A 25,746-nucleotide genomic window follows, 5' to 3' on the forward strand; every position below is an offset into this window, starting at 1 on the left:
TATGGTAGTATAGCATTATTAGAATTAAGACAAAAAAAATGGGTAGAGATATGGAACAATTTTTAAAAGAAGCAAAATCTGCGAGCAGAGTTTTAAATACTTTAAGCGGCAGTGATAAAAACAAAATTTTAAGAGAGATGGCAAATGCTTTACGTGCCAATACTATGGATTTGATGGAAGCCAATGCTATAGATATGCTTGAAGGTGAAAAAAACAGACTCTCTTCGGCTTTAATGGACAGGCTCTTTTTGGATGAAGAAAGGGTGGAATCTATGGCAAAAGCTGTGGAAGAAATAGCCGCGCTCAAAGAACCGGTCGGACGCGTACTTGACGGCTGGGTTACTGAAGATGGACTGAAAATAGAAAAAGTGAGTATTCCTATCGGTGTTATCGGCATTATTTATGAATCTCGTCCAAATGTTACAAGTGATACGGCAGCACTTTGTTTTAAAAGCTCAAATGTTTGTGTACTTAAAGGCGGAAAAGAAGCCCAACGTTCAAACAAAGCAATAGCAAAAGTTTTAAAAGCAGTCTTGGAAAATCACGATTTGCCGACCTCGCTTATATCTTTGATTCCTGACAGTTCACGCGAAGGTGTTGCAAAGCTTATTAAAATGGATAAATATGTAGATTTGATTATCCCTCGAGGCGGTGCAGGGCTTATTAAGTATGTCAGTGAAAATGCAACGGTAAGTGTCGTAAAACATGACAAAGGACAATGCCATACATATATTGATAAAGATGCTGATATTGACAATGCCATAAAAATTGCAATTAACGCAAAAGTACAAAGACCTGGTGTTTGTAATTCAATGGAGACGCTGCTTGTAGACAAAGCCATTGCCAAAGAGACACTTCCACTTTTAAAAGAGGCTTTTGATGCAGCGCATACGGATTTAAAAGGATGCAGTGCGACTCAGGAAATCATTAATGTTGCAAGTGCTAGTGATATAGACTATGACACTGAATATTTGGCAAATATTTTAAACATTAAAGTTGTCGAGGGCGTTAACGGAGCGATAGAACATATTGTACGTTTTGGCTCAGGACACTCAGAGGCTATCATTACCCAAAATATTACAACGGCAGAAGAATTTTTAAATAACATTGACGCCGCAGCTGTATATGTTAATGCTTCTACACGTTTTACAGACGGCGGAGCCTTTGGATTTGGTGCAGAAGTGGGGATAAGTACCAATAAACTTCACGCCAGGGGACCTATGGGCATAGAAGGACTGACTACATATAAGTACAAAGTTTACGGAAACGGGCAGATAAGATAATGTTGAGTATAGATGAATTAAAAAGCATAAACTTTTTTGAAAATTTAGATGAAAAAGAGTTGAAATTATTACTTTCAATTTCAAGAAAAAGAACTTTTTCCCAAGGGGAGATTCTTTTTTATGAAAAAGACAAAGCCCAGCACTTGACAATGGTGCTTGAGGGTGTTGTTAAAATTTACAAAATTGACCCGAAAAACAATGAAATTGTACTGCATAGATTCAGACCTAAAAATCTGGTTGCAGAGATGGCGGTATTTGAGGGAATTCCTTATCCCGCTTCTGCTGCATTTGAGAGTGACGGAAGTGTTTTAGAAATAGATTTTGATAAATTCAGGGAATACTTTTTTGCAAATGAAGATGTCGCCTGTGCTCTTTTTAAATCTCTGACACAAAAGATTAAATATCTTGATAACGTGATAGCATTGAATGTTGTTTTGGACTCTACGGCAAGAGTCGCAAAATATATATGTGAAAATGATGATGCACTCAAGATGAAAAACAATCAACTTGCACAGTATTTGCATATGACACCGGAGACACTTTCTCGTATACTTAAAAAATTTACAAAATTAGGTTTTGTAGAAAAAGAAGACAGTTCTTATAAAATTGTCAATAAAGAGGCACTTACGATACTTTTTGAATGATATTTGTTATCTTTATTGATATAAATCAATTCCTGTGTTATCTTTCTTGATTACAATCACAAAATATTATTGTAAAAGGATTGATAATGTTACATATTCCGAGTGAAGCAGAAAAAATAGTTGTTGACGGTGCTACTGTTGATTTTTACAAACTAGAAAAAGACGGACAGAGTACATATTACTTTGATACATCAAAAGAGGGTCCACCACATCCAATGGTTAACGCAATGGCCGGTTTGGGATTGATTAAAGGAACAAATGACACGCTGGTTATGATAAACCACAAGGCACCGGGAGGATTGTTTGCAAAGCTTGAAGATGATGTAAAGTATGTAATTGAAGATTTAGATGACGGTTTGGTTAAAGTTGTTTTTTCTTATAATGATGATGCCGCTGCAAAATCTGATTTAACACAAACTTCTTGTGCAGGATAGTCAAATAAAATGAATAGCATTTCGCAAGATTTTGCACCCCCGTTTAAACTTATAGCTCCTTTCTTTATGATTGGGGGCTTCTTTTATGTTTTAGCAACATTAGCCGTTTTTTTATTTCATGCACAAGACTTAGTTTATACATCGCCTGCTGTTATCAGTTTTACACACCTGTTTTTATTGGGATTTGTAATGATGACTATTTTTGGGGCTATGGCTCAGCTTGTACCTGTTGTGCTTGAAGTAGGGCATTTTGGTGTAGAACTTTTTTATGCTATTTGGCCGCTTCTTCTTATTGGTACACTGTTGATGGTAGTTGGATTTTTATATTCACCTGCTTTACTGCCTTATGGTGGGACAGTTGTGCTTATAAGTATGATGATTTTTGTCGGTGAAATATTTTTAACAATTAAAAAAGTAAAAAAACTTAATTTGGTTATGAGTAGTGTTTTGATCTCAAATACATTTTTATTTTTTGGAATTATTTTTGGTTTACTAATGGCACTTTCGTATGCTGGAACAATTTCTTTGGATATTTCACAAATGCTTCGTGCTCATGTTTACTCAGTTATTGGTGGCTATATTGGTATTACTATTATGGGGCTTTCTATCGTTTTAGTGCCAATGTTTACACTTTCTCATAGTTTTTCATTAACGCCCCTTAGAATATCAATAACCTTGATGAGCTTAGGCGTCGCAAGTGTTATATTTTCTGCACTTTTAAATATAAAGGTTTTGGAATATATAGGCTACTTTTTATCATTTCTTGCATTGCCTTTTTATTTTTATATTATTTATATCATCTATAAAACGCGACCAAGAAAAGAGAATGATATTTATGCCATATCCATGATGTTCGCATATTCTGCAATGTTGGTAGCATTACTTTTGGCTATAGTGTATTTTTTACTGCATAAAGAGGTGTTTTTATTAGCATCTGCATGGGTATTGTTTTTTGGATTTTTCGGATTTATGATTACTGGGCATATTTATAAAATTATTCCATTTTTGGTTTGGTTTGAAAGGTTTTCTCCACTCGTTGGAAAACAAAAAATTCCGATGCTTGCAGATATGGTGCCATACAAAAGTTCTCAGGCACAGTTTGTATTTTCAAGTATAGGTGTAGTTTTGGTAACATTTGCTATTTTAACAAAGAGCGAGACTTTATTACACGGAGGTGCATCATTCTTATTTTTTGGTGGACTTGCTTTTGTAAGAAGTATGCTCTATATGATAAATTTTAAATAAAGGATAAAAAATGAGTATGTATACAAAAGATGAATTATTTCAAGCAATTTCAACAGTAATAGATCCGGAAGTCGGCTTTAATTTGGTGGAGATGGGGCTTATATATGATGCAAGCAGTGATGATGAAGGAAATGTAAAAGTTACTATGACACTTTCCACAAAAGCATGTCCTCTGCATCAAATGATTTTACAATGGGTAAAAGAAGCAGTAGAAAAACTGCCAAATGTTAAAAGTGTTGATGTAGAAGTTGTCTGGGAGCCGGAGTGGAATATTACAATGGCTGATGATAATGTTAAAAAGGCATTAGGCGCTTAATACTCTATGAGCCTACTCTTTAGGCTCATGTTTTAAAAAACTGTTTTTTATCACTATCATCTCATATACTGATACATTAGGTATAGCCTCTTTGATAAGTTTATCAGTGTCAGAATATTTTCCTTGCATCTGTTTTATCTCATCATATGCTTTTGGTTTTACTTCACTTGTCGCAACAGAAATTACAGCCGCCCATATAAGAACAATAGCAATCCAGACTATTTTTTTAGCCCCCGCATAAACACCTATAAAGTGAAATATAATTGTAATAACTATACCTATAGCCAGTAAAAGTGTTAAACTCATAACTTTATCCTTTCTCCTTCAGGTGTGATACTTATATTTGCATCTTTAAACATTTGATCTCCAAAATCTTTAACGCCTAAAGTTCCTAATAGCATCAAGGCTATTACTAGAAGCAAAAAGACAATAGCCATACCGTATCTTTTAAATCTATTTATCATTTTGTTTTTGATCTTTTGGTGCAATAGGCGAATAGTCTACACATCTTGCCGTATGAAAATCTCTTATAAAGTCTGGATTTTTAAAGTAATCACCATCAAGTTTCCAGCCGAGTTCTTTAGAAATTAAAACAGATTGTGAGATTGTTCTTCTCATTTTATTTTCACATATGATAGTTTTGCCTTCATTGAAAATTTCTTTGACACCATTCATTCTTTTTGTTGTCACAAAGTAATGAATGCCTATCATAATTGCAAATATGGCAAATATACCAGTCATACCTTTTTTGAAGGCACCTTTGGGCATAAAGTCTCTTGTGGTTACAAAAGCTGTAATAACGAGAAAAAATATGCCTATTACAATATATGCTATTTCTAATTCAAAAAATCTTTCCATAATATATGCTCCTTTAAGCGACTGTTGTGTGTTTTTCTTCCCACTCGGCAAAAGCTGGTGTGAAGTATTCTATACGTACTTTTTTAAACTCTTTTGATGAATACAGTGGCATGTGTGATTTTGACTGGATCTCTTGTGCCATCTCTTCAATCATCGCATTTGTTTCCTCTGTTGTTTTTCCATGAACCATTGTAAAAAGATTATATGGCCAATTTTCATATTTTGGACGCAGGTAGCAGTGGCTTACAGCAGAAAAAGCCGCTGCTTTTGCTCCTATCTCTTCACCTATTTCTTCATCTACATCCCAAACAACCATGGCATTTGCATTAAAACCGGCTTTTCTGTGATTTAAAATTGAGGCAAAACGTCTCATGACGCCAGCTTCTTGCAGTTCTTGTAGAATATTAAAGAATGTTTCATAATCTATATCAAGTTCATTGACAATGTTTGCAAATGGCTCACTGACAAAATCAATATCATACTGTGCTCTTTGAATGATTTCATGATGTAAAGGCGTGAGTTCTATATCGGTATGAACAACTTTTTTTACCTCTTCTTTTTTCTCATCTTTTCCGGTTGTATTGAGTTTTACGTTGATTTTAAAGAGTTTCAATGTCGGAAGCACAATATAATCATCCGCATCCGTAAGCTCTGCAAGTACTTCTATAGTCTTTTCCAGACCCAATGAAGAATCAGGGGCAACTGCCATAGTGAACCAGATGTTAAAATCATGATTTCTTTCATAGTTGTGAGAAACACCGGGATGTGAATTAATAATTTTTACGGCTGCGCTGATATTTTCCTCAGGAATTTTAAAAGCAACCAAAGAAGACTTATATCCCAATCGTTTTGTGTCAAATATGGCAGAAGTCTGTCGTATAATATTTGCTTTTTTTTCTGCTTGAAGTATCTCTAACACTTCACCTTCACTCATGCCAAGTTCATTTGCAATGACCTCAAAAGGCTTTTGCACCAATGGAAATTTCTTTTGTATTCTTGAGAGTATTTCTTGTTTCATCTTTGTAACTTTCATTTAATTTTTTAGCATAATGATTGTATCTATCTTTATCTGAATTTAAATTGATATTTGTCAATAACTTTATGGTTCTATATGTTATGATTACATTACAAAAACTTAATTGAGGATATTTGGATATGGCTTATTTCCCCGCATTTTTAAAACTTGACAATAAAAAAATTCTCATCGTAGGCGGAGGAAATATTGCATATGAAAAATTAGATCATCTTTTAGACTTTACAAAAGATATACATGTAATAGCGCAGGAATATTCTGATGAAATGCTCCAACGCATAAAGAGTGAAAATCTTGAGTATGAAAAACGTGCATACAAAGAGGGTGATATAAAAGAATTTGCTGTTGTCATAGTAGCAGTAGACTCTATAGAACTCCAGGCAGAGATATTTCAAGAGTCAAAAAAATATAACTGCTTGTGTAATGCTGTCGATTCGGTGGATTATTGTGATTTTATTTTTCCCTCATATATAAAAAAGGGTGACTTAACAATTGCAGTATCAACTTCAGGAGCATCTCCCGCTATGGCAAAACATTTGAGAAGATATTTGCAAAATATGATTCCAAACACAATATCTGAGTTTTTAAAAGAGATGAAGGCATTACGTAAAAGTTTGCCTAAAGGCAAAGAGAGAATGAAAATGCTTGATGAAAAAGCAAAAAACTATATAGAAAATTGGAGTAAGTAAATGAACGCTAAAAAAGGATTGTTTCTAGGACTGTTATTCGCATTTTTTGCAATAGGTTTTATAGCCATACAAAAGGCTACGCCGGATGCCAAACCACATAGAATTTATAAAGAAATTAAAGTGTACAGCCCATATAAGTTTGAAAAGACAATTGGCGGTTTAGCAATAATTGACAGTAGGACTGGAACAAAAGAAAAACCTGACGCTGCAGATTCACTCTACCGAATGGATGAACTTGACCAACAGTGGGGAAAAAATCATTTAAAAATTGTTGAAAATGATGTCGTTGTGCTAGGCGATAACAACCAAACTGTTAGCAAAATATTTATTCAAACACAAAAAGAAAGAGACTGGTTGAAGAAGTTTTTCGGAATTTAATTACATGTAAGAAGGGAGTTTAATATGTTGCGATTAAGTTTATTAGCAATAATTATTATTGTTGCCTGGATAGAAGTCCTTCCCTATTTAATACCGAAAAAACCAAAAAAGACTTATAGTGACGAACAGTTACGCGAAATTGCTCTGAGTAGGGGAATGCATCCTATTCCAAAAGAATATGATGCATTTTTAAAACTTCTTGATTCTAAAGAAAACCCTATTACAAAAGAAAAAGTTACACTTGGAAAAAAACTTTTTTTTGATACAATTCTTTCAAGTGATAAAACCATCAGTTGTGCATCCTGTCACCTTTTAGGTAAAAATCCTCATAATAAAAATCAGTTTTTAGATGATATCAGTCATCCTCAGAGTAAAACAGACTGTATGGTTTGTCATATAAAAGATGAAAGCGGTTCGGATAGACTCGCAACTGCTATAGGAGTGCAAGGCAGAACTGCCCCAAATCATTTAAATACACCTACAATTTTGAATTCTGCCCTGGCAAAGTACAGAATGTGGGACGGCTCAGCCAAAACTTCACTAGATGCCGTTGCTCCTATGATACATGATAAATACAAAATGAATCTTACATCCGCAGAAGTAGTTAAAAGATTGAAAAACGATACTGCTTATAAACAAATATTTGCACAGGTTTTTACAAATGGTGTAACATTTGAAAATCTACAAAAGGCATTGGATGTTTATCAAAAGACACTGCTTATAAGAAGTGCCTATGACAGATTTTTAGAAGGAGACAATCAAGCACTGAGTGAAGAAGCAAAAAGAGGGTTTAGAAATTTTATACAACTTGGCTGCAAGGGTTGTCATACCGGTATAACAGTCGGTGGACAGACAATACAAAAGTTTCCTGTACGTAACTATAACCATATCATTGATGTTACGGGAATTTTCAGTACAGAGTATATAGGAAGAGATGTTGCTGCATTTAACTTTAATTTTAAACAATATCACAGGTACCCTTTTGAAAATAAAGGTGAGTATTTAGGCAAAGACAATAATCAACTTTTTCGTGTGCCAATTTTAAGAAATGTTACGAAAACTTCTCCCTATTTTCATAATGGGGCTGTATTTGATATACGTGAGGCTGTACGTATAATGGGAAAATATCAACTCAGTATGGAACTGACAGAAGTACAGATAGATGAGCTTGTTGCCTTTTTAAAGTCACTTGAGGGTGATGTAGTAGAGTATAAGGAATTAAAATGAAAATATTATTGATAAACCTTGATATGCTTTTTATGTTTCTAAGCGGTATTTTATTAATGGACTACTTTCATGTAATATGGTCCTATTTCAGAGTTATTGAGTTTCTACATGTATTTGGTTCTATCGCTGTGACTGTTTTGTTTGTATTACCTTTTTTATATAAACACATCAAAGAAAGCATGGTGCAGTTCAAGCATAAAAGTTTGAGTGGTGTTTTATTCGGGCTGGTCTTTTTTATTATTATTGTAAGCGGAGTTTATCTCTTTTTAGTTGGAAACAGAGGAGGAGATGTTTTTGGTCTTCTCTCTTATTATATTCATCTTTACGGCTCTTTTGTTCTTGTTTTATTGTTGATTGTGCATTTAAAGAAATATTTTCTCTTAAAATATGCTTCTGTTGTCGCATCTGTATTTATCCTGTTTCTGCCGAGTAACTCTTATGCAAAAGAGGAAAAGCTTACAAATATTGTTTATGCTGATGGTGTAAAAAGATACCATAATATAGACTGGACGAATTCCACTACATGTAAAGAGTGTCATCCAAAGATTTTTCAACAATGGGCTGATTCAAATCATAGACATCTGGCAGATTCAAATCCATATTATATGGTGCTTGAAAATTTGGCAGAAATGGATAGAGGCAAAGAGTTTAGAAAATGGTGTATGGGATGCCATAATCCGAGTGCTGTGAGTATGCATCAAGAAAGAACAACACACTTTATGAAAGATAATATTATGCCGGAGCCTCTTTTTGTCAGCGGGTCTCAAAATCTTATAAATGAATATAAAGTGCATCCAAACAGATTAGAGCAGGGTGTTTCGTGTATAGCCTGTCATAGAATAGTCGATGCAAAACCAAAAGGGAACAGCTCTTATGCACTCAGCCTCAGTAAAAGAAAGAAATACCTCTTTGAAGACTCTCATTCCGAGGCAGAAGTTTGGATAAGTCATAAGCTTATTAATGCCAAGCCGACAGTTCACAAAGAAGAATATATGAAGCCTTTGTATAAAAAAAGCCAATACTGTGCATCTTGTCATAATGAGTTTTTACCGCATTCGCAAAAAAAAGTAGTCTCTACTTATGAGCAGTGGAAAGAGTCTTCATTTAACAAATCAAAAGACCCTAAAAAACATAAGGAATGCCTTGATTGTCATATGAGTTATATAAAAGATGGAGAGTTTATTGGGCAAAGCGGTACTTCTACAGTGGGCGGCAAGAAAAAAAAGGCAATAAAAACACACTATTTTACCGGAGCAAATCATTTTCTGGCAGGACTTAAGAGCAAGGAACATGAACAGCAGTCTATAGAACTTTTAAAAACATCAGCAGCTTTAGATGTCGCTTTAAAAAACAATCAGCTTTTTGTGGGTGTGAAAAATGTAGGAGCAGGGCATAAACTTCCAACAGGGGCAGCTGACTTTAGAGAGTTATGGCTTGACATAACAGTAAAAGACAGCAATGGCAAAACTGTATTCAGCAGTGGAAAACTTGATAAAAAGGGCGATATAGAAAAAAATTCTATCATTTATAACAAGATTTTTGGCGATAAAAACGGGAAACCGGTAGGGTTGTTTTTTTGGCGGTATGAAAAATTATTAAAAGATACAAGAATACCGGCAGGCAAAAGAGTTGTAGAAAGATTTACACTTCCTAAAAATATCCAGTATCCATTGAGTGTAGAGATAAAACTCAACTTTAGAATTTATCCGCAATGGGTAACAAATATAGTCAAGGCGGCATATCCCCAGTTGACTGATCCTCCCATTATTACAATCAAAGAAGTAGAGAAGCAGTTTGATTAAAAGTATAGTTATTATTACTCTTTTGACTTTCTATGCTAATGCTTTTATGGTGGAGAGTTCTTATGAAAAAGCACATGCAAAGGCTCTAAAAGCAGGAAAATCTTTGGTCGTTTTTTTGACGAAAAAGAATTGTCCGCAGTGCAATGTAGAACTTGCAAAAATTATTCATAATAAAGCAATATCCTTGGCTATTAACAAGTATGCTGTTTTTGTTATAATAAAAGAAGGGCAAAAAGAGAGTTATCCTATAGAAATGCTTTATACAACACAATATCCTGCACTCTTTATCCTTGATAATAATGAATTGCCTCAATGCAGTGCATCAATTGCGAAGTTTGACATTCAACATATTATTCAATGTTTTTCTTTTAACGGAGATTGGTATAACTAATTTAAAGCCTCAAAAGCTTCCTCAATACTATCATATTTCTGTGCTATAAAAAGATATACGGCAGCATTTAACTGTGCTAGTTTCAAATATTCGTCAGAAGGATTGTTTAGCTGATTTAGTGAGTCTTGAAGTGTTATTTTATCCCATGATTTTTGATAGTGAATGCCGTAATATTTTGGGTCTATTATTATTTCCTCTACATCATCTCCCTTTGCAATCCATAAACGGCCTTTACTGAAGAGTTCCGGTGTTCCTTCGTTCCCTTGAATAAGTGCAAATCTTTCATATTTATCTGAGAAAATTTCAACATATTTCTTGACATAAGGTTTATGAAATACCCCTGTAATGGCATAACTGCTGTTGGCAACTTTTGGTAGTTTTTCTATAGTGTTAAAACCGCTTCTAAGTCCTAATTTATTTCTTGTATTGGTAAGATTATGAAGTTTGTTAAGGTAGTTTTTTCTGTCAAAATATTTGATGTTTTTATGTAAAGATATATTTTCACATATGTTTTTAATGGTAATACCGTCTTTTGCCGGTTGCTTCTCATCACCCATTATGACCAAATTGAGGTCTGTTTTTTCAAGCATTCTTGCAACAAGCGGAAAAATATATGGATTTTTTGCTTTGCCGTCAAACGGGTAGCCGAGTTCTATAGAATTTGGTACGTTTTCTTTTTGTGTCTGTTCATCACATGCAGCCAGTGCTCCGCGAAACTCTTCTGTTGTCTCCGGCTTCAGCCTCCAGCCAAGTAAAAATGCAGCAATCTGCTCACTCGGCACGCTTTGGTCTAAAACCTGCTGCATCATGTCTTTGCTTTCTTCAAAACTTAAGTCTCTGTTCCCTTTGGGACCGGTGCCGACTGCATGTATATACTTAAAAAAATCCATTTTATACCTTTATAAATTATCTTATAAAGTGTATCAAAATTAGAGAAATATAACTAGTTATTTAGCTCTTTTTCTATTGCTTCGTGTAAATCACTGTCTTTTGGTGAAATACCAAAATAATGTTGGGTAAAAGTAATAGTTACTGCTTTCATACTGCCATTTTCTTCTTTTTCAGCAATAAGCTCATTTTCTTTAAATTCAGTCATTCTCCAGCCATTTTCTTCACCTGCTTTTAAAATCAGTTTATGAACCTTTCCTAATGGCATCTCATGTTCTAAATGTGTAAATGAAGCAGTTTTTGTATCTTCTGCATTCATAGATGTTGTTGAACAGGCATTAAAAATAACACCGCTTAAAACTATTGAAATGGTTGAAATTATAATTTTTTTCATAGCTAACCCCTTTGTTATATGATATAATAATAATTCTAAAGAAAAATTTAATTTAGAGGAATTTGAATGACAGCGCACGATATTATGATTATTTTGGTGATGACTTTTCCAATGTTCATTTTTACAATCTATCCGGGCATTTGGCTGAGTGATTATTTGGAACAGCATCATAATATAAAAGAATCACAAAAACGTACTGTTATGATTGTTATAACATTTTTGGGTGCATTGTTACTCTCTTCATTATTGTATTATGTATAAAACAGGAATTAGCATGAAAAAATTAATGACTATACTTCTATTATTGACATCTATCCTGTATGCATCCTCTGATGCTGCGATGGATGCAATTAATGCAGGAAATTATAAAAAAGCTTTCAGTATATTGGATACAAAAGCCAAGCATGGAAACATAAATGCAACCTATAATTTATCACTGATGTATTATAACGGTTACGGAGTAGATCAAAATATTTCAAAGGCAGCCCAGCTTTTGGAAGTTGCTGCCAAAGCAGGACACAAAAAAGCTGTGCAAAATGTGGGGCGTATTTACATGCAGGCAATGGATTTTGATAAAGCTGCTTTATGGCTTGAACAAAATGCAAAAGAGGGTGATATAGGCGCATATTATCTACTGAGTGAAATTTATGTAGAGCAAGAAAAATTCAAAAAAGCGAAGCAGTGGGCAAAAAAAGCGATTGAAGCCGGAAGCCAAGAGGCTTCTATATTGTGGAAAGAGTATAATTTACAAAATTATTAACTATGTATTAAACCAATCAAGTTGCTCTCTAAGTTGAACAACTTTTCCAACTATAATTAGTGCCGGAGTAGGTACTCCTTTGGCTTTTTGCACAATATCTTCTAATGTGCCGACAACAACACTTTGATCTTTTGTCGTACCTCGTGAAATTACAGCACATGGATACTCTTTAGGTTTTCCTATTTCTCTTAATTTTGAAGATATTTTTTTGAGATTGTGCAGTCCCATAAGAAAGACAATCGTGTCATCTGTTTTAAAATTTTCCCATGGAATTTGTGATGTTTCTTTATTTGGTGATTCATGCCCGGTTACAACTCTAAAACTGACGGCAACTCCTCTATGTGTAACAGGGATACCTGCATATGCAGGTACACTTACAGCAGATGTGATTCCCGGAATTATTTCAAATTTGATACCTCTTTCTTGAAGATAGGCACCTTCTTCACCGCCGCGTCCAAATACAAAAGGGTCTCCACCCTTTAAACGTACGACAACATTATGTTTAAGCGCGTTTTGATATATAACCTCATTTATTTCATCTTGAGGAAGAGTGTGTCTGCCATCCTCTTTGCCGACATATACAAATTCACATCCGTCTTTTGCCATTTCGAGTAATTGCGGATTTGCCAGACGGTCATAAATTATAACATCAGCCTCTGTAATAACTCTGTGTGCTTTCATAGTTAAAAGTTCTATATCCCCAGGTCCAGCTCCGGTTAAGTATACTCTACTCATTATTTACTTTCCTCATAGATAAAAATTCCTGATGGTTTTTGTATTGTGAATATTTCACGTTTTAACCACCATCCTTTTGTATTTAAAACTGCCACTTTATTTGTGTCATTTACAGAGACATATAGTTCAGGTTTTTCTTGAGACCATCTTACATGTAATACTTTTCCGTCAAATTCAAATCTTTTGATAACTTTTAATGTTTTTGTATCTATAATTTGAATAACAGGAAACTTTTTACCGCTGAATGTAACTGCCAAATATTTTTTATCAGGAGAGAGTGCTGTAAATACTGGTAAACCTTCTGTTGTAATAGCTTTAATAAATTTAAAATCCGGCGTGTAGACAAAAACTTTATTGTCACCTACTGCGGGAATAAATACTTTAGAATCACTGATAGACCAAAATCCAAAGTGTGGAACTTTAAGTACCGGTTTTCTGTCATCGAGTTTGAGCTGAATTTTTTCAAACTTGAGCGTGTCCAAGTCTACAACACCAAACCATGGGGACTGAAAAAATCCATTGATATATTTGTCACCTTTTATCATGGCATCAAAAGGCATCACACCAACATTTTTAAACTCTTTGACAAGTTTAAAATGAGGTTTGCCTTTGCCTTTGTTTGTATTTTCATAAATGGCGATGGTATCATTGTCCATTTCAGAAAAAACAAGGTAATTTTTATAGATTTTTATTCCCACGTTACGTGAGCCTGTCTTGATTTTTTCTATTGGTTTTAAATCCCGTGTAAGAATATCTACACTTTTGTCATCATAATTGGCAACGGCTACATAGTTTTTGTTAATGACAAAACCAATGGCACTTTTACTTGTTTTATATTCATTGAGCTTTTTTTCACTGCGTGGATCAAATCTCATTATATAACCGTCACGTGATATAAGATAACCATCATCTCCATAAAATTTCATAACTCCATGGTTCATATTGTGCATATTTTTCATATGATTTCTCGGCAATCCGTCTTCTATGACTGCAATAGAGCTGCTCTCTCTCTCAACTACGAAAACTTTTTCATGTGCACAAACATTTGTATATAATGAGGTCGCTGTAATAGCTCCAAGTAATAACTTTTTTATCATGGTTAAATATTCTCTCTTTCTTCTTTATTTAAGTAACAAGACGGGTCTTCACTCCATAAGTCGCCTGTTATCGCATAAGCACGAGCGCGTGAACCGCCGTTGCATATGTCTATCTGCTTACATGTACTGCAGATACCGCTGATTTGTTTTCTTGGATGAATTCTCAGTTCATCTAAGAGTTGACCGCTTTGCCAGATATCGCCAAAATCCTGATTGATAATATTTCCTACTATTAAAGGAAAAAACGGGTCAGGGCGTACATCTCCTTCACTGTTTATATTTAAAAGTTTACGTCCTGCGGAATTTCCGCCCCATTTGACAAGTCTATCCCTCATTTTATCTTTGAGCTGTGGATATTTTTGTGCAAATCTATTTAAAAACATAACAGCATCCATTTCCATATTGCCGGTTACTATTTCTATGTCACGTCCGGTATCATAATACTCAAATGCTTTGTCTAGTATAAAATCAACTGCTTTTCTTCTTTGCTCTTTTGTTAAGTCCATTTTTAAGTTATCTAATCCTCGCCCGGAATATACCAAATGAGAAATATATATTTTTGGAATGTTATGTTTTTCGACCAAATCAAAAATATACTCGAGTGAGTCGATTGTATCTTTTGTCATTGTAAATCGTATGCCGACTTTTGCGCCTGTTTCATTGGCTAGTAAAACAGATTTTAATGTCTCTTTAAAAGCGCCTTTAAGACCTCTAAAATAATCATGTGTTGCTTCATCACCGTCTATACTTACGCCGACATAGTTAAAGGTATCTGTAATTTTTTTAATATTGCCTTTTGTAAAATAAAGACCATTACTGGAAAGATAGGTAATAATACCGTTTTCTTTACAAAAATCAGCTATTTCAAACAAATCTTTTCTTGTAAGCGGTTCTCCGCCTGAGAATATGATAAATTTGACGCCGTTGTCTTTCATCTCTAAAATAGTTTTTTTAATCTGCTCGGTTGTTAAAGTATCTACTTCATCCAAAGTTGACTTGGAGTAACAGTGCAGACACGAAAGATTACAGCGGTTTGTAAAGTTCCATATAGCAATGCTCCCGTCTAAAACTCTCTCTTTTTTATCTTCGACAACGGAAGATATGAGATTTGACAATCTAAACATTATTTTTTTCCTTTATATGAGAGAATATAGTCACTGATGGCATCCAGCTCTTTTGCATTGAGATGCAGCTGTGTCATAACCGTTCGCTTATAGCCGAAAGCTTTATACATGGATTTTGGGGAAGCGATGTAGGCTTCGATTTCGGCTTTGCTTCTTTTTGCTGCAATTTGAGAAAATGGAGGGCCAAAAGCCATTGCTGTTTGATGATGGCATCCCCAGCAGTAGGTTTGAAAAACTTTTTTGCCGTCTGAGTCATGCCCAGAAGCAAAAGAGAAGAGCAAAGCTATTAAAATTGTAATTTTTTTCATTTGTACTTCTTTCTTTTTAGTATATATATTCTAGCAAAATATAGCTTGAAATATAGCTTAGAAAGCCGAAAATTTCGTAATTTCATAGGAGTTCGTTTAGGAAAAAGAATATAAGAATTATTTATAAAATTATTAGTTTTGAAGAAGAATTTGAAGAAAATTTCTCCCGAAAGGGGGAGAAATTAGAAGTGCAGCTTATGCACCAGGAATAGATTGTCTATGCTCGATAGAGTAAGTAAAAGTAGGTGTTGTTAAACCTTTAATGTATTTAACAAATTTACCAGTTTTAGCTTCATAAATACCGATACGACCAGCATTCCACTCAGAAACCATTGTCCAGTGACCATGGTTAGCAGGTTCAGCATGTAAGATACGAGGAACTACAACTTTACCTTTTTTATTTTTTACAGTTGGAACTTTCCATTTGTAAAGAAGTTTATGAGTAACAGGATCAGTGATAGTACCTTGTTTAGTACCAACAGTTAAAATTCTATCAACTTCTAAAGTTTGTTTATTGATAAGATGAATTTTATTCCAGTTGTCCGGACCACCTAAAACATTATCAGACCAGATAAATGGTGTATGTTCACTTGTACCGACAAAAAGACCACCACCTGCAGTTCTAACATGAGCTACAACATCCCAGTTGCTGTCCCAAATAACAACATCACCAACATTCATGCTGTTTGTAGCATAAAGCTGACCATATCTGTCATTATACCAAGATGAACCTTGTCCTGGGTGCGGCTTGCTTCCTGGACCAGTGTAAACTTTAGCAACTAAAGATTTAGTTTTAAAGTCAACTACACCCATAACATCAGAACCTTGTGATGCTTGCATTAAGTATCGACCAATCTCTTTACCCTCATTTTCAAAACCATCATGAAGAATTTTACCAATATTTGGAATATCTCCAACGATTGGGAAATTAGGTTTAGAATAATCTACAATATACACATGTCCCGCATCTTTAAGAGCAAATGCAATATATGGTCCGTATGGAGTGTCATAAATACCTGCAACACGAGATGAACCGATGTCTCCGTCCATATTAATTACAGATGAAGTAGGATAAACTTTTAATGGCTCAAGAGTCATTGCATCCATAAGAATTGCTCCACCCGGTACATAGTTTCCTGCCATAAGGTATTTACCATCTGGTGAAACTGCCAGACCGCGAGAGTCAGAACCAACTTGTACCTGAGCAATTTTTTGTTGCCCTTTTGAAGCAAGGTCAAACATTGTTACTAAACCTGAACGAGAGATCGAGTAAGCATAACGTGGCTGACGCTTATTTGTCACAGTTACGTGTACAGCAAAACCGGCAGGGTGTTTAGATAAAACTTTACCACTTGTTCCATCAATAAAAACAACACGTGCTGCATCTCTTTCAGTTACAAAACAAATGTCTGTGACTTTTTTAACATCAACAGCATGTGGATATTTCTTCAATAATGCAGTTCTATCATTGAGTTTTTTCCAACCAGCTTTTACAGCTTCCATTGAAAGAACAGACATTTTTTTGCCTTTAAAATGTTGAAGATAATCAACCATTTTTTGAGCATCTGCCTGATTCATCTTTTCATTAAATGGTGGCATTGCCGTACCTGGACGACCATTGAGAATGACCTCTGATAAAGTATAAGCATTTTTCTTAGCTATTTTATTTGGACGTAAATCCGCACCAACACCACCTTCATGGTTTGGACCGTGACACCCTTGACACTCTTTTTCGAACATTTTTGCAACATTCATATGTGAAGTGCCTGCAAATAGACCTGAGCTGACAACTGCTAAAGCTGCTACTGATGTAACTAATTTATTTAATCTCATTTTATTTCTCCTTCTAAAATATGACTAGGTATGACTCCGAATAAGGAGTCAATACCGACTAGTTCTCGTTTTCTAAACGTTTTTTCTCTTGAAAATAAATCCAAATCATTGGAAGTATTATCACAGTGTGTAGAAAAATTGTTAACGTTAAAGGACCTTGGTTGAGCCAGCCAAAAAAGCTAGGCACAACATCTGTAAATGGTTCAAACATTTTATCTCCTTATCTTTCATGTACTGGGTTTTTACCAGTAGTAAGTAAATCTTTTGCCAAGAATATGAAACCTAAGAATGTAACTGTACCCATAATAAGTCTCCAGTCCATTGCTTGAGAAAACCACATTCCGCTTTGTCCGTCAAAGTATGCTGCCCATGTTGCACCCATTTGTGCACGAGATACAAGAACTTGTACATATCCTGCGATTGTTAGAGCGATACCCATTCCTACAACACCACTAGTAATCATACTAACAGCCCAAATAGAAGCTTTTGTATTTTTGAGTACTTTGATGCCATTTGTACCTTGAACAGCGATATACATCATACCTATAAGAATAGTTGCATATGCTCCAAAGAATGCAAGGTGACCGTGCGCTGAAGTAAACTGTGTACCGTGTGTATAAAGGTTTACCTGCGGTAATGTGTGGAAAAATCCCCAAATACCGGCACCTAAAAAGTTACCGAATGCATTAAGTACAACCCATGTAAATGCTGGCTTGTTGTTAACAGTATGACCAGTAATGGAATGACCTTCACTGCCTTCTGCAATTTGGATACCTGTCTCTTTACCCCAGTCATAAAGTACGTGGATAAACATTGCTACAAGCGGTAATGGCTCTAGTGCAGAGAATAGTGCCCCGATTTCCCACCAATACTCAGGTGTTCCAATCCAGAAATAGTGGTGACCAAGACCAAGAATACCTGAACCAAACAGCATAGCTACCTCAATCCATAACCACATTTCAACAACTTTACGGTGTGCGCCAATCATAGTAATAAGAGCATATGCAGCAATCGCACCAACAAATACTTCCCAAGTAGCCTCAACCCATAAGTGGATTACCCACCACCACCAGTACTGATCAACTGAAATATTGTCTGTAAAAAACATACCGGCTAAATAAAGACCTGCGAAAGCAATCATATCTGCCATTAGAACTGTTACGATACCAGTTTGCTTACCTTTCATACCTGTTAAAAATAAATTTCCAACAAATCCTAATGCAACAACAACGATACCCCAGTCAGCCCAGCGAGGTGCTTCAATATACTCACGCCCTTCTGTAATAAACCAGATAGTTGTTGCATCTGCAGGACCTACTTGGATAAATAGGTATACAAGAACAACTACAACGATTGCCGCTGCAAAAATCCAAAATAAAAGCTTTCCAATTTTGATACCAACAGTTTCGATTCCTGTTTCATCTGGTAGTAACCAGTAAACAGAACCAAACATTGCAAATACCATCCAAACAACGAGTGCATTAATATGTATAATTCTAGCAATTGAAAAGTCTAGAACCCCATAAAGGAAACCAGGCATTACATACTGAATCGCTGCCACTAACCCAAAAAGTAATTGAGCGCCAAAAATAATAGCTGCAAAAGTAAAATACCATGTTGCTAACTGTTTTGATTCACTTCCGGCACCTGTTAAATATTTACTTGCCATGAACTGCTCCTTTTATTTTTCCAAAGTTTCTTGGAAAGCCATTTGTGTCTATAGATGACATATGTTTCAAGAATGCAACTAAACCTTTAGCCTCTTTTGCTGTTATGCCTAAATCCGGCATCATACGAGCATGTGTAGGGTATTGGTCCGGGTGCTGTAAGAATTCAGCCATAGCTTCTTCTTTTGTACTTTTTCCTGTTAAAGCCTGCATAGCACCATCTGGTCCCCATGCTGGGTCTAACCATGCCTTTGTTAAATCTGGTGCATAGTAAGCGCCATTTCCTAAAAGTGTATGACAATCCATACAGTTTTTCGCTTGTGAACCGAGTTTACCTAAGTGAAGTAAAGCACCAGCTTCTTCTTCAGAATAGTCATCACGACCAAAAAACTTTTCTTTTTCCCCAATCACCGGAACTTCATGACCACGTTTAGCGCTCATTTCATACGTAATTTTGTAATTTATAACGGTAGGTCCTGGAACCCTCTTCGTCACCTTATTTTGTAAATCTTGATCATTTCCCATTGCAATTTGAGCTGACGTATCAAACGTTAACCAAATTAAAAGAATTGATGCAAAACCTGTAACCCACGTTGCTGTACGCTGCCAGAAACGATTGTCACTCCATACAGATTTATTAGCCACTGTATCCTCCTATAAATTTATTGTCAAAATATATATTAACTATCAATGTTCATTTTCTTCATGAACTTGATTTTGCATATAATAAACGGCAAATGGAAGTAAAAATAATCCAATTGCTGCGACAACTAAAGCTTTTGCAGTAAACTCCCCGACATGCATTAAACTTCCCATTAAATACAAACAATAGGCAGTCAATACCCAAAACATGTATGCAAAAAGCATAGTCCATGGTTTTAGTAGTTTAACTTTTACTGCAGTATATATACCAACATAAAATCCTCCAAAAACTAACACAAGTGCTGACGATACAAATATAGGTAGAAAATCATCCAATGCAATCTCTGGTCTTATTATAGATGGATCTATCATTTTGCTCTCCTTGAACTCTGTTAATATTTTAGAATCATATGTATTCTAGTCTTTTCTGATACTAATAAAGTTGATATAAATCAATTTTATTAACTAACATAATGATTTTAGCTTAATTTTATAATTAGTGTTACATTACGTGAAAGAATTTTATTATTTATTTAAGGAATGATTAATATGTGTAGATTCGTAATAGTTTTTTCTTATATGTAAGCTAGTTACATGTAAGAAAATAATTGTTAATAGCTTGGATTAACTCTTGAAGTTTTTTACTATAATCAGTAAGATTTACTGGTTCATTACTATTTATACTATTCTTTATGTCGGTTGCACAAGAAGTCAGTGCATCGGCACCAATATTTGCCGAAACACCAACGATGTCAAGCAATAATTGATCTGCTTGGACTGCTTTGTTGTTTTTTAATAAAACTTCCAATTCTTGCGCCGAGTTACTATATGTAGATAAAAATTCTTTTAAAATATCATGGTAAAAGTTCACATCATTACCAGATATTTGCAAACCTCTTTGTGTGTCCAGAATTTCTAAATCTGCAGAAGTCTTTTCTGCTTTTGATATATTTGAATATTGATAAAGAATGTCATACAAAGCATCTATTTTTAGCGGTTTTTCAAGATGTTCCTTCATACCGGCATCTTTCATCTTTTTAATGTCATCACTTGCAATGTCTCCGCTCAATGCGACGATTGTTATATGATCATATTGAGAATCTTTTCTGATAATTCTTGTTGCTTCAAAGCCATCGACCTGCGGCATATGGGCATCCATTAATATAATTATAAAGTCTTTGTCTTTTTGCAGTATGTCAAGTGCTTCCTGCCCGTCATTTGCTACAACAACTTCAATACCGCTGTCTCCTAAAACACCTAAAATTACCTTTTGATTAATAAGGTTGTCCTCGGCTAAAAGTATTCTCTTTCCGCTGAAAAGTTTAAAATCATCTTTTGTAATTTTTCCATGTTTTGGAGTTATTTGTTTTTCCGCTTTTTTTTGAGGAGCCGTATGCGCAACAGTTTCGACTTTATTAACGTCATCGGTTACAGTTTTTTGGGCTGTTTTTTCTTGAGAGAGGTCTTGTGCAGTTTTTTGTGCAGGGAGTGTTTTTCTTTTGATATATAAATAAATGAGTAGAAGTATAAAAATTGCTGCCAAAGCGAGTAGCTCATTTTGGTATTGTAAAATCATAAAAAGACCCCTTTTTCTTGTTAAGTCTCAATCATACACTATAAAAAATTAAACCTAAATCAAATTTGCTGTATAATCATTAATAAATTTTTATAGATAGGGTGTCATTTGCAAAATATTCCACATATTCCGGTTTTATATAAAGAAGTTATAGAGGCTTTTAAAGACTTGAAAGAGGGTATTGTTATAGACTGTACCATGGGTTATGGTGGTCATTCATCTCTGCTGCTTGAAGCCAACCAGAATATAAAACTTATTGCAATAGACCAAGACCAGACTGCCATAGATTTTTCTTCAAAACGGCTTGAAAAGTATGGAGAAAGAGTTAGTATACGAAAAGGGCGTTTTTCCGCTGTCATTAAAGAGATACTCCAAGAAGTAAACCCCAATGAAATAAAAGGTATCCTCGCAGATATCGGTGTCTCTTCTTTACAACTTGACCAAAAGGAGAGAGGCTTTTCTTATGAGAGCGATAATCTTGATATGCGTATGGATAAAGATGCACAACTTAATGCTTCAAATGTTGTCAATGAGTACTCAAAAACTGAATTGGAAAGAATACTTTTAGAATATGGAGAACTCAGAAACTATAAAAAAATAGCAGATGTTATTGTGCAAAACCGTCCATTTGTTTCGGCAAAAGAGTTAAGCGAAGCAGTAAGACCACATATGTCTAGAGGAAAAAAGATTCATCCTGCAACACTTCTTATGCAGGCGATTCGTATAGAGGTAAATGATGAGCTTGGCGAACTTAAATCACTTCTGCAAAGTATAGAAGAAGCAAAACTGCCAGAAGCAAAAGTAGCCATTATATCTTTTCATTCACTTGAGGACAGAATTGTAAAAAAAGAATTTTCAAAGTGGTCAAAATCATGTATTTGTCCTCCCGAAGCGTTTCGCTGCAGTTGTGGAAACAACCATCAGTTGGGAAAAATTTTAACTAAAAAACCTATTATGGCACAGGAAGATGAGCTTAAAGAGAATGTACGAAGCCGTAGTGCAAAAATGCGTCTGTTTCAAATGGATGTAAAATGAGTGAAAAGAACGAATTATTAGATGAACTTGACACATTAGTAGCATCAAAACAAAAATTAGGACTCAATTACTTTTTATATATGTTACTTGTATTAACATTTATAGCAATGTTTGCGTTTCCTAAGATTTATATTACACAGCAGATTTACTTTAAAAGTAGAGATATCGCAAAATTGAAAGTAGAGTATGATACGCTTAAAGAAGAGAACAAACTCATCAGTGCCTCTGTTGAGTCGATAAAATTTAAAAATCAAATACTTGATACACTCTTTTAAGGAATTACAGTGATTCGTAAGTTTATAGAGTTTGCTATAGATAAACCGCTTTTAAATCATATATTATTACTATTTATTTTTATGCTCTCCATCTTTGCATACATAAATATTCCAAAAGAAATTTTCCCACCTATGAATATGGATAAAATAACCATAAAAGGCGCTTATGCAGGAACATCGGCTGATATACTTGACAAGATGGTTGTGCAGACTATTGAAGATGATTTGCAAAATATTGATGAGCTTGAAGAGATAAAAAGCAGTATAAAAAACGGCTCATTTATTATCAGTGCAGATATCAAAAATGGTTCAAACAACATTACGGTGCTCAATGATGTTAAAGATGTTGTCAGCAGTGTTAAAAAAGACTTGCCTGCAGATATGAATGAACCTGTTGCCAAAATTAAAACACATGCATTTCCTCTTGTTTTAATAGCCCTCTCAGGGGATGTATCAAAAGAGATGTTACTTAAACGTGCAGATGAACTCAAAACTGAGCTGAGTAAGTTTAAAGATTTAAGCGATATAACAATTCGCGGTGATGCGGAAGAAGAGTTAGATATAAAACTTAACCTTCAAAAAATAAGAGCTTATGGACTTTCCTCAACATTAGTCATAGCACAGCTCTCTAAAATAAGCTCAATTTTTCCTATTGGAACTATCAAGCAAAAAGCAAATCATCTTTATATTTCGACATATAATGGTGAAAAAACAAAAGAAGCGGTTGCCAATACACTCATAGCTGTAGGTGGAAAAAAGGTTAAAATAGGTGATATTGCAGAGGTTTCTTTTAAATTGAGCGATGAAGTAGAACTTTCTCATTACAATGGTGTGAGAAATGTTTCTATTAATGTAACAAAAAGTGAAAACGGTAATGCCATAGCTTTAGTAAAAGAGATAAGAAATCTTTTAAAAAAACAAGAAGCAAAACATTCTGACTTGGATTATAATATTTATACAGATACATCTGTCTGGATTAAAAACCGCTTGAATACTGTCTTTTCAAATATAGTATTTGGTTTAATGCTTGTCTTCTTGGCCATGCTTGTTTTTATAAATAGAGGTATTGCTTTTGTCGTGGCTTTAGGAATCCCTGTAAGTTTTATGATAGGTCTTATAGTCACTGAAATACTCGGTGACAGTTTAAATATGCTTTCTCTTTTGGGGGCATTGATTGCGTTGGGGATGCTTGTTGATGAAGCAATAGTGGTTGCTGAAAATATTTACAGGCATCTTGAAGAGGGAATGGATAGAAAAGAAGCTGTTATCAATGGTGCGGCAGAGATGTTTCCAGCTGTGCTCACAGCAACACTGACAACAGTTTTTGCCTTTTTACCTATGCTGCTGATGACGGGTGAGATGGGAATGTTTATAAAAATAATCCCTATTATGATTACGGTGCTTTTACTCTCTTCATTATTTGAAGCATTTTATTTCCTGCCATTACATGCGCATGATTTTTTAAAAGTTTCTAAAGAAGGAAGTTTTACAAAACGATTTTGGCAAAAAATGTATGTGTGGTACAGTAAAGCATTGCATTTTCTTTTTAGAAGAAAGTATGTTTCCCTTGTTTTGATTGTTTTGAGCATTATTTCTCTTGAATTTGTGATGATTAAAAATGCCAAGTTTCAGCTTTTTCCGGATTTTGACAATACTCAAATTTACGTATATGGAAAAGTAAATATAAATAATGAACTTAAAGATACTGAAAAAATTGTAACAAAACTTGAAAATATCATACTTAAAAATATTAATGGCGAAAATGTCTCCTCTGTTACGTCTGTAATAGGTTTCAAAATGGATGCCAAAAATAGAGCTGAACTGGGTGAAAATATGTTTCATATTTTTATTGATTTACATGAGCGAGCACCTGAAAACTTTTTTGATAAATATATAAGCCCTTATCTCTCAATCGAATATAATCCAAGTGTCCAAACTCGTAAAAAAGATGCAAAAGCAATAGCTAAAGAAATTAAAAAAGAATTGGCAGATCAAAAGCAAAATTTTGAAGAACTTGTAGTAAAAGTTCCTGGTGCCGGTGTTATAGCCCATGATGTTGAAATTGGCTTGAGCGCTAAAAATGGCAAGAATGTTGTGCCGTATCTCAAAACTTTAGAAAAAGAGTTGTCCGGCATCAAAGGTGTATTTAATATAGCTGATGATGCAACTTTAGGCGAAAAAGAGTTAAAGTTACATGTAAACAGATATGGACAGGAATTAGGTTTTACCGAACAGGATATTTCCAATGAATTACGAGCATATTACCTCAAAGGTGAGTATGGCAAGTTGTTTAATGATAAAGGTTTGGTCCGCATACGGCTTGAAAGTAATGTTGATAAAGACATCAATTCAATAAATACAATAGAACTGCAGATTCCATCCTCAGATAAATATGTAGCATTAAAAGAGATATGTGATTTTGAATATATACAAAGTTTTGTAACATTGAAAAAAGAAGATGGAAAAAGAGTGCGCAGCTTATATGCCTCTACTGATAAAAAAATCATTACATCCTCTGAACTTATGAGAAAAATAGAACCGACACTGCAAAAATTTAAAAAAGATGACATTGTAGTAGATATAAAAGGGGAAGAAAAAGAGAATAACAAAAACAAAAAGGAGATGATGCAGTCTGCACTCATAGCAATATTTTTGATTTTTATTACGTTGGTGTGGCTCTTTGATTCTATAAAAAAATCTTTAATTGTTATCAGTACTATTCCTCTAGTACTTCTTGGTGTTTATGTTGGACACTGGCTTATGGGGCTCAACCTTACAATGCCGGGACTCATCGGTATAGTAGGCCTTGCAGGAGTAGTTGTCAATGACGGTCTCATTATGGTTGATTTTATTAAAAATGCCAAAGATACTGAAGATCTGATGAACAGGGCTAAAACAAGACTCAGACCGATTCTGCTGACATCACTGACAACAGTGCTTGGCCTTTTAACACTCATATTCTTTGCTTCCGGCCAAGCAAAAATATTACAACCAATGGCAGTATCTTTAGGATACGGTATTGCATGGGCAACAGTACTGAACTTACTGTATGTTCCACTGCTTTATGCCGTTGTATATAGAATTAAAGCACCACAAGAAAATAAAGGATAAA

General features: G+C 34.7%; 31 protein-coding genes. 15 read left to right on the plus strand and 16 right to left on the minus strand.

The features are described from left to right. Positions 1–50 precede the first annotated feature (50 nt). The 5 genes from SAUT_RS04185 to SAUT_RS04205 all read left to right on the plus strand — a co-directional run bounded on the left by SAUT_RS04185 (position 51) and on the right by SAUT_RS04205 (position 3,922). Positions 51–1,283, plus strand: a complete 1,233-nt coding sequence (locus SAUT_RS04185; RefSeq protein ID WP_041675145.1) for a glutamate-5-semialdehyde dehydrogenase — start codon at positions 51–53, stop codon at positions 1,281–1,283. Next, positions 1,283–1,927 carry a Crp/Fnr family transcriptional regulator gene (locus tag SAUT_RS04190; protein WP_013326623.1) on the plus strand — a complete coding sequence of 215 codons (645 nt, stop codon included), beginning with the start codon at positions 1,283–1,285 and terminating at the stop codon, positions 1,925–1,927. Before SAUT_RS04185 ends, SAUT_RS04190 begins: the two co-directional genes overlap by 1 nt. An 86-nt stretch (positions 1,928–2,013) precedes the next feature. Further along, a complete protein-coding gene (locus SAUT_RS04195) occupies positions 2,014–2,361 on the plus strand; it encodes a hypothetical protein (protein WP_013326624.1) in 348 nt (115 codons plus the stop codon). A 66-nt stretch (positions 2,362–2,427) separates the two neighbouring features. Then, the gene (locus SAUT_RS04200; RefSeq protein ID WP_245534125.1) at positions 2,428–3,606 is read left to right on the plus strand and encodes a hypothetical protein; all 1,179 of its coding nucleotides are present in this window, start codon (positions 2,428–2,430) and stop codon (positions 3,604–3,606) included. Positions 3,607–3,622: 16 nt separating this feature from the next. After that, a complete protein-coding gene (locus tag SAUT_RS04205; RefSeq protein WP_041675381.1) occupies positions 3,623–3,922 on the plus strand; it encodes a metal-sulfur cluster assembly factor in 300 nt (99 codons plus the stop codon). Between the two features lie 12 nt (positions 3,923–3,934). Here SAUT_RS04205 and SAUT_RS04210 read toward each other — a convergent pair whose 3' ends face one another. The 4 genes from SAUT_RS04210 to ahbA are packed head-to-tail and all read right to left on the minus strand — an operon-like array spanning position 3,935 to position 5,798. After that, complete coding sequence (locus SAUT_RS04210) at positions 3,935–4,228, minus strand: hypothetical protein (RefSeq protein WP_013326627.1); 294 nt, start codon at positions 4,226–4,228, stop codon at positions 3,935–3,937. After that, positions 4,225–4,359: a hypothetical protein gene (locus tag SAUT_RS11555; RefSeq protein WP_281046543.1), complete on the minus strand. Its 135-nt coding sequence runs from the start codon at positions 4,357–4,359 to the stop codon at positions 4,225–4,227. The genes SAUT_RS04210 and SAUT_RS11555 overlap by 4 nt, the downstream gene beginning before the upstream one ends. Before the next feature lie 16 nt (positions 4,360–4,375). Next, the gene (locus tag SAUT_RS04215) at positions 4,376–4,780 is read right to left on the minus strand and encodes a hypothetical protein (protein WP_013326629.1); all 405 of its coding nucleotides are present in this window, start codon (positions 4,778–4,780) and stop codon (positions 4,376–4,378) included. Positions 4,781–4,793: 13 nt separating this feature from the next. After that, positions 4,794–5,798, minus strand: coding sequence for a siroheme decarboxylase subunit alpha (ahbA, locus tag SAUT_RS04220; protein WP_041675147.1), 1,005 nt, complete (start codon positions 5,796–5,798; stop codon positions 4,794–4,796). Between the two features lie 137 nt (positions 5,799–5,935). Here ahbA and SAUT_RS04225 point away from each other — a divergent pair, with 137 nt between their 5' ends. From SAUT_RS04225 to SAUT_RS04245, 5 genes are read left to right on the plus strand one after another with little or no spacing between them, the layout of a single operon-like run. Then, positions 5,936–6,502: a precorrin-2 dehydrogenase/sirohydrochlorin ferrochelatase family protein gene (locus tag SAUT_RS04225; protein ID WP_013326631.1), complete on the plus strand. Its 567-nt coding sequence runs from the start codon at positions 5,936–5,938 to the stop codon at positions 6,500–6,502. Continuing rightward, entirely contained in the window at positions 6,503–6,880 is a 378-nt protein-coding gene (locus SAUT_RS04230) for a hypothetical protein (protein ID WP_013326632.1), read from the plus strand. A 24-nt stretch (positions 6,881–6,904) separates the two neighbouring features. Next, entirely contained in the window at positions 6,905–8,107 is a 1,203-nt protein-coding gene (locus SAUT_RS04235) for a cytochrome-c peroxidase (RefSeq protein WP_013326633.1), read from the plus strand. Further along, positions 8,104–9,909, plus strand: a complete 1,806-nt coding sequence (locus SAUT_RS04240; protein ID WP_013326634.1) for a multiheme c-type cytochrome — start codon at positions 8,104–8,106, stop codon at positions 9,907–9,909. The genes SAUT_RS04235 and SAUT_RS04240 overlap by 4 nt, the downstream gene beginning before the upstream one ends. Next, positions 9,902–10,300, plus strand: a complete 399-nt coding sequence (locus tag SAUT_RS04245) for a thioredoxin family protein (protein ID WP_013326635.1) — start codon at positions 9,902–9,904, stop codon at positions 10,298–10,300. Before SAUT_RS04240 ends, SAUT_RS04245 begins: the two co-directional genes overlap by 8 nt. Here SAUT_RS04245 and SAUT_RS04250 read toward each other — a convergent pair. Continuing rightward, complete coding sequence (locus SAUT_RS04250; RefSeq protein ID WP_013326636.1) at positions 10,297–11,190, minus strand: glycosyl transferase; 894 nt, start codon at positions 11,188–11,190, stop codon at positions 10,297–10,299. The genes SAUT_RS04245 and SAUT_RS04250 overlap by 4 nt on opposite strands. 53 nt (positions 11,191–11,243) lie before the next feature. Next, a complete protein-coding gene (locus SAUT_RS04255; RefSeq protein ID WP_013326637.1) occupies positions 11,244–11,582 on the minus strand; it encodes a hypothetical protein in 339 nt (112 codons plus the stop codon). A gap of 66 nt (positions 11,583–11,648) precedes the next feature. On the opposite strand from SAUT_RS04255, the gene SAUT_RS04260 reads away from it, so the two are divergent. Both SAUT_RS04260 and SAUT_RS04265 read left to right on the plus strand, forming a co-directional pair. Further along, entirely contained in the window at positions 11,649–11,843 is a 195-nt protein-coding gene (locus tag SAUT_RS04260) for a hypothetical protein (RefSeq protein ID WP_013326638.1), read from the plus strand. Positions 11,844–11,856: 13 nt separating this feature from the next. Continuing rightward, entirely contained in the window at positions 11,857–12,342 is a 486-nt protein-coding gene (locus tag SAUT_RS04265; RefSeq protein WP_013326639.1) for a tetratricopeptide repeat protein, read from the plus strand. Here SAUT_RS04265 and cobA read toward each other — a convergent pair whose 3' ends face one another. The 10 genes from cobA to SAUT_RS04310 all read right to left on the minus strand — a co-directional run bounded on the left by cobA (position 12,343) and on the right by SAUT_RS04310 (position 21,324). Beyond that, on the minus strand, positions 12,343–13,077 hold the full coding sequence (gene cobA, locus SAUT_RS04270) for a uroporphyrinogen-III C-methyltransferase (protein ID WP_013326640.1): 735 nt from the start codon (positions 13,075–13,077) through the stop codon (positions 12,343–12,345). It lies immediately after the preceding gene. Next, positions 13,077–14,174 (minus strand): cytochrome D1 domain-containing protein, encoded by a 1,098-nt coding sequence (locus SAUT_RS04275; RefSeq protein ID WP_013326641.1) that lies wholly within the window; start codon positions 14,172–14,174, stop codon positions 13,077–13,079. The genes cobA and SAUT_RS04275 overlap by 1 nt, the downstream gene beginning before the upstream one ends. A gap of 2 nt (positions 14,175–14,176) precedes the next feature. Next, positions 14,177–15,298 carry a radical SAM/SPASM domain-containing protein gene (locus SAUT_RS04280; protein WP_013326642.1) on the minus strand — a complete coding sequence of 374 codons (1,122 nt, stop codon included), beginning with the start codon at positions 15,296–15,298 and terminating at the stop codon, positions 14,177–14,179. Continuing rightward, positions 15,298–15,606 carry a c-type cytochrome gene (locus tag SAUT_RS04285; RefSeq protein ID WP_013326643.1) on the minus strand — a complete coding sequence of 103 codons (309 nt, stop codon included), beginning with the start codon at positions 15,604–15,606 and terminating at the stop codon, positions 15,298–15,300. The genes SAUT_RS04280 and SAUT_RS04285 overlap by 1 nt, the downstream gene beginning before the upstream one ends. 195 nt (positions 15,607–15,801) lie before the next feature. After that, positions 15,802–17,439 carry a nitrite reductase gene (locus SAUT_RS04290; RefSeq protein ID WP_013326644.1) on the minus strand — a complete coding sequence of 546 codons (1,638 nt, stop codon included), beginning with the start codon at positions 17,437–17,439 and terminating at the stop codon, positions 15,802–15,804. Between the two features lie 58 nt (positions 17,440–17,497). Next, positions 17,498–17,650, minus strand: coding sequence for a hypothetical protein (locus tag SAUT_RS11340; protein WP_013326645.1), 153 nt, complete (start codon positions 17,648–17,650; stop codon positions 17,498–17,500). A 9-nt stretch (positions 17,651–17,659) separates the two neighbouring features. Then, a complete protein-coding gene (locus tag SAUT_RS04295; RefSeq protein WP_013326646.1) occupies positions 17,660–19,108 on the minus strand; it encodes a cbb3-type cytochrome c oxidase subunit I in 1,449 nt (482 codons plus the stop codon). After that, positions 19,098–19,751, minus strand: a complete 654-nt coding sequence (locus tag SAUT_RS04300; RefSeq protein WP_013326647.1) for a c-type cytochrome — start codon at positions 19,749–19,751, stop codon at positions 19,098–19,100. Before SAUT_RS04300 ends, SAUT_RS04295 begins: the two co-directional genes overlap by 11 nt. 42 nt (positions 19,752–19,793) lie before the next feature. Continuing rightward, a complete protein-coding gene (locus SAUT_RS04305; protein WP_013326648.1) occupies positions 19,794–20,120 on the minus strand; it encodes a hypothetical protein in 327 nt (108 codons plus the stop codon). A 214-nt stretch (positions 20,121–20,334) separates the two neighbouring features. Then, the gene (locus SAUT_RS04310) at positions 20,335–21,324 is read right to left on the minus strand and encodes a response regulator (RefSeq protein WP_013326649.1); all 990 of its coding nucleotides are present in this window, start codon (positions 21,322–21,324) and stop codon (positions 20,335–20,337) included. A gap of 108 nt (positions 21,325–21,432) precedes the next feature. On the opposite strand from SAUT_RS04310, the gene rsmH reads away from it, so the two are divergent. Genes rsmH through SAUT_RS04325 form a run of 3 tightly spaced genes read left to right on the plus strand, consistent with a single transcriptional unit; the run spans position 21,433 to position 25,745 of the window. Continuing rightward, entirely contained in the window at positions 21,433–22,359 is a 927-nt protein-coding gene (gene rsmH / locus SAUT_RS04315) for a 16S rRNA (cytosine(1402)-N(4))-methyltransferase RsmH (RefSeq protein ID WP_013326650.1), read from the plus strand. Beyond that, positions 22,356–22,634, plus strand: coding sequence for a hypothetical protein (locus SAUT_RS04320; RefSeq protein WP_013326651.1), 279 nt, complete (start codon positions 22,356–22,358; stop codon positions 22,632–22,634). Before rsmH ends, SAUT_RS04320 begins: the two co-directional genes overlap by 4 nt. 9 nt (positions 22,635–22,643) lie before the next feature. After that, entirely contained in the window at positions 22,644–25,745 is a 3,102-nt protein-coding gene (locus SAUT_RS04325) for an efflux RND transporter permease subunit (RefSeq protein ID WP_013326652.1), read from the plus strand. Position 25,746 lies beyond the last annotated feature (1 nt).

The sequence above is a fragment of the Sulfurimonas autotrophica DSM 16294 genome (genome assembly GCF_000147355.1).
GTDB classification, from domain to species: Bacteria; Campylobacterota; Campylobacteria; order Campylobacterales; family Sulfurimonadaceae; genus Sulfurimonas; species Sulfurimonas autotrophica.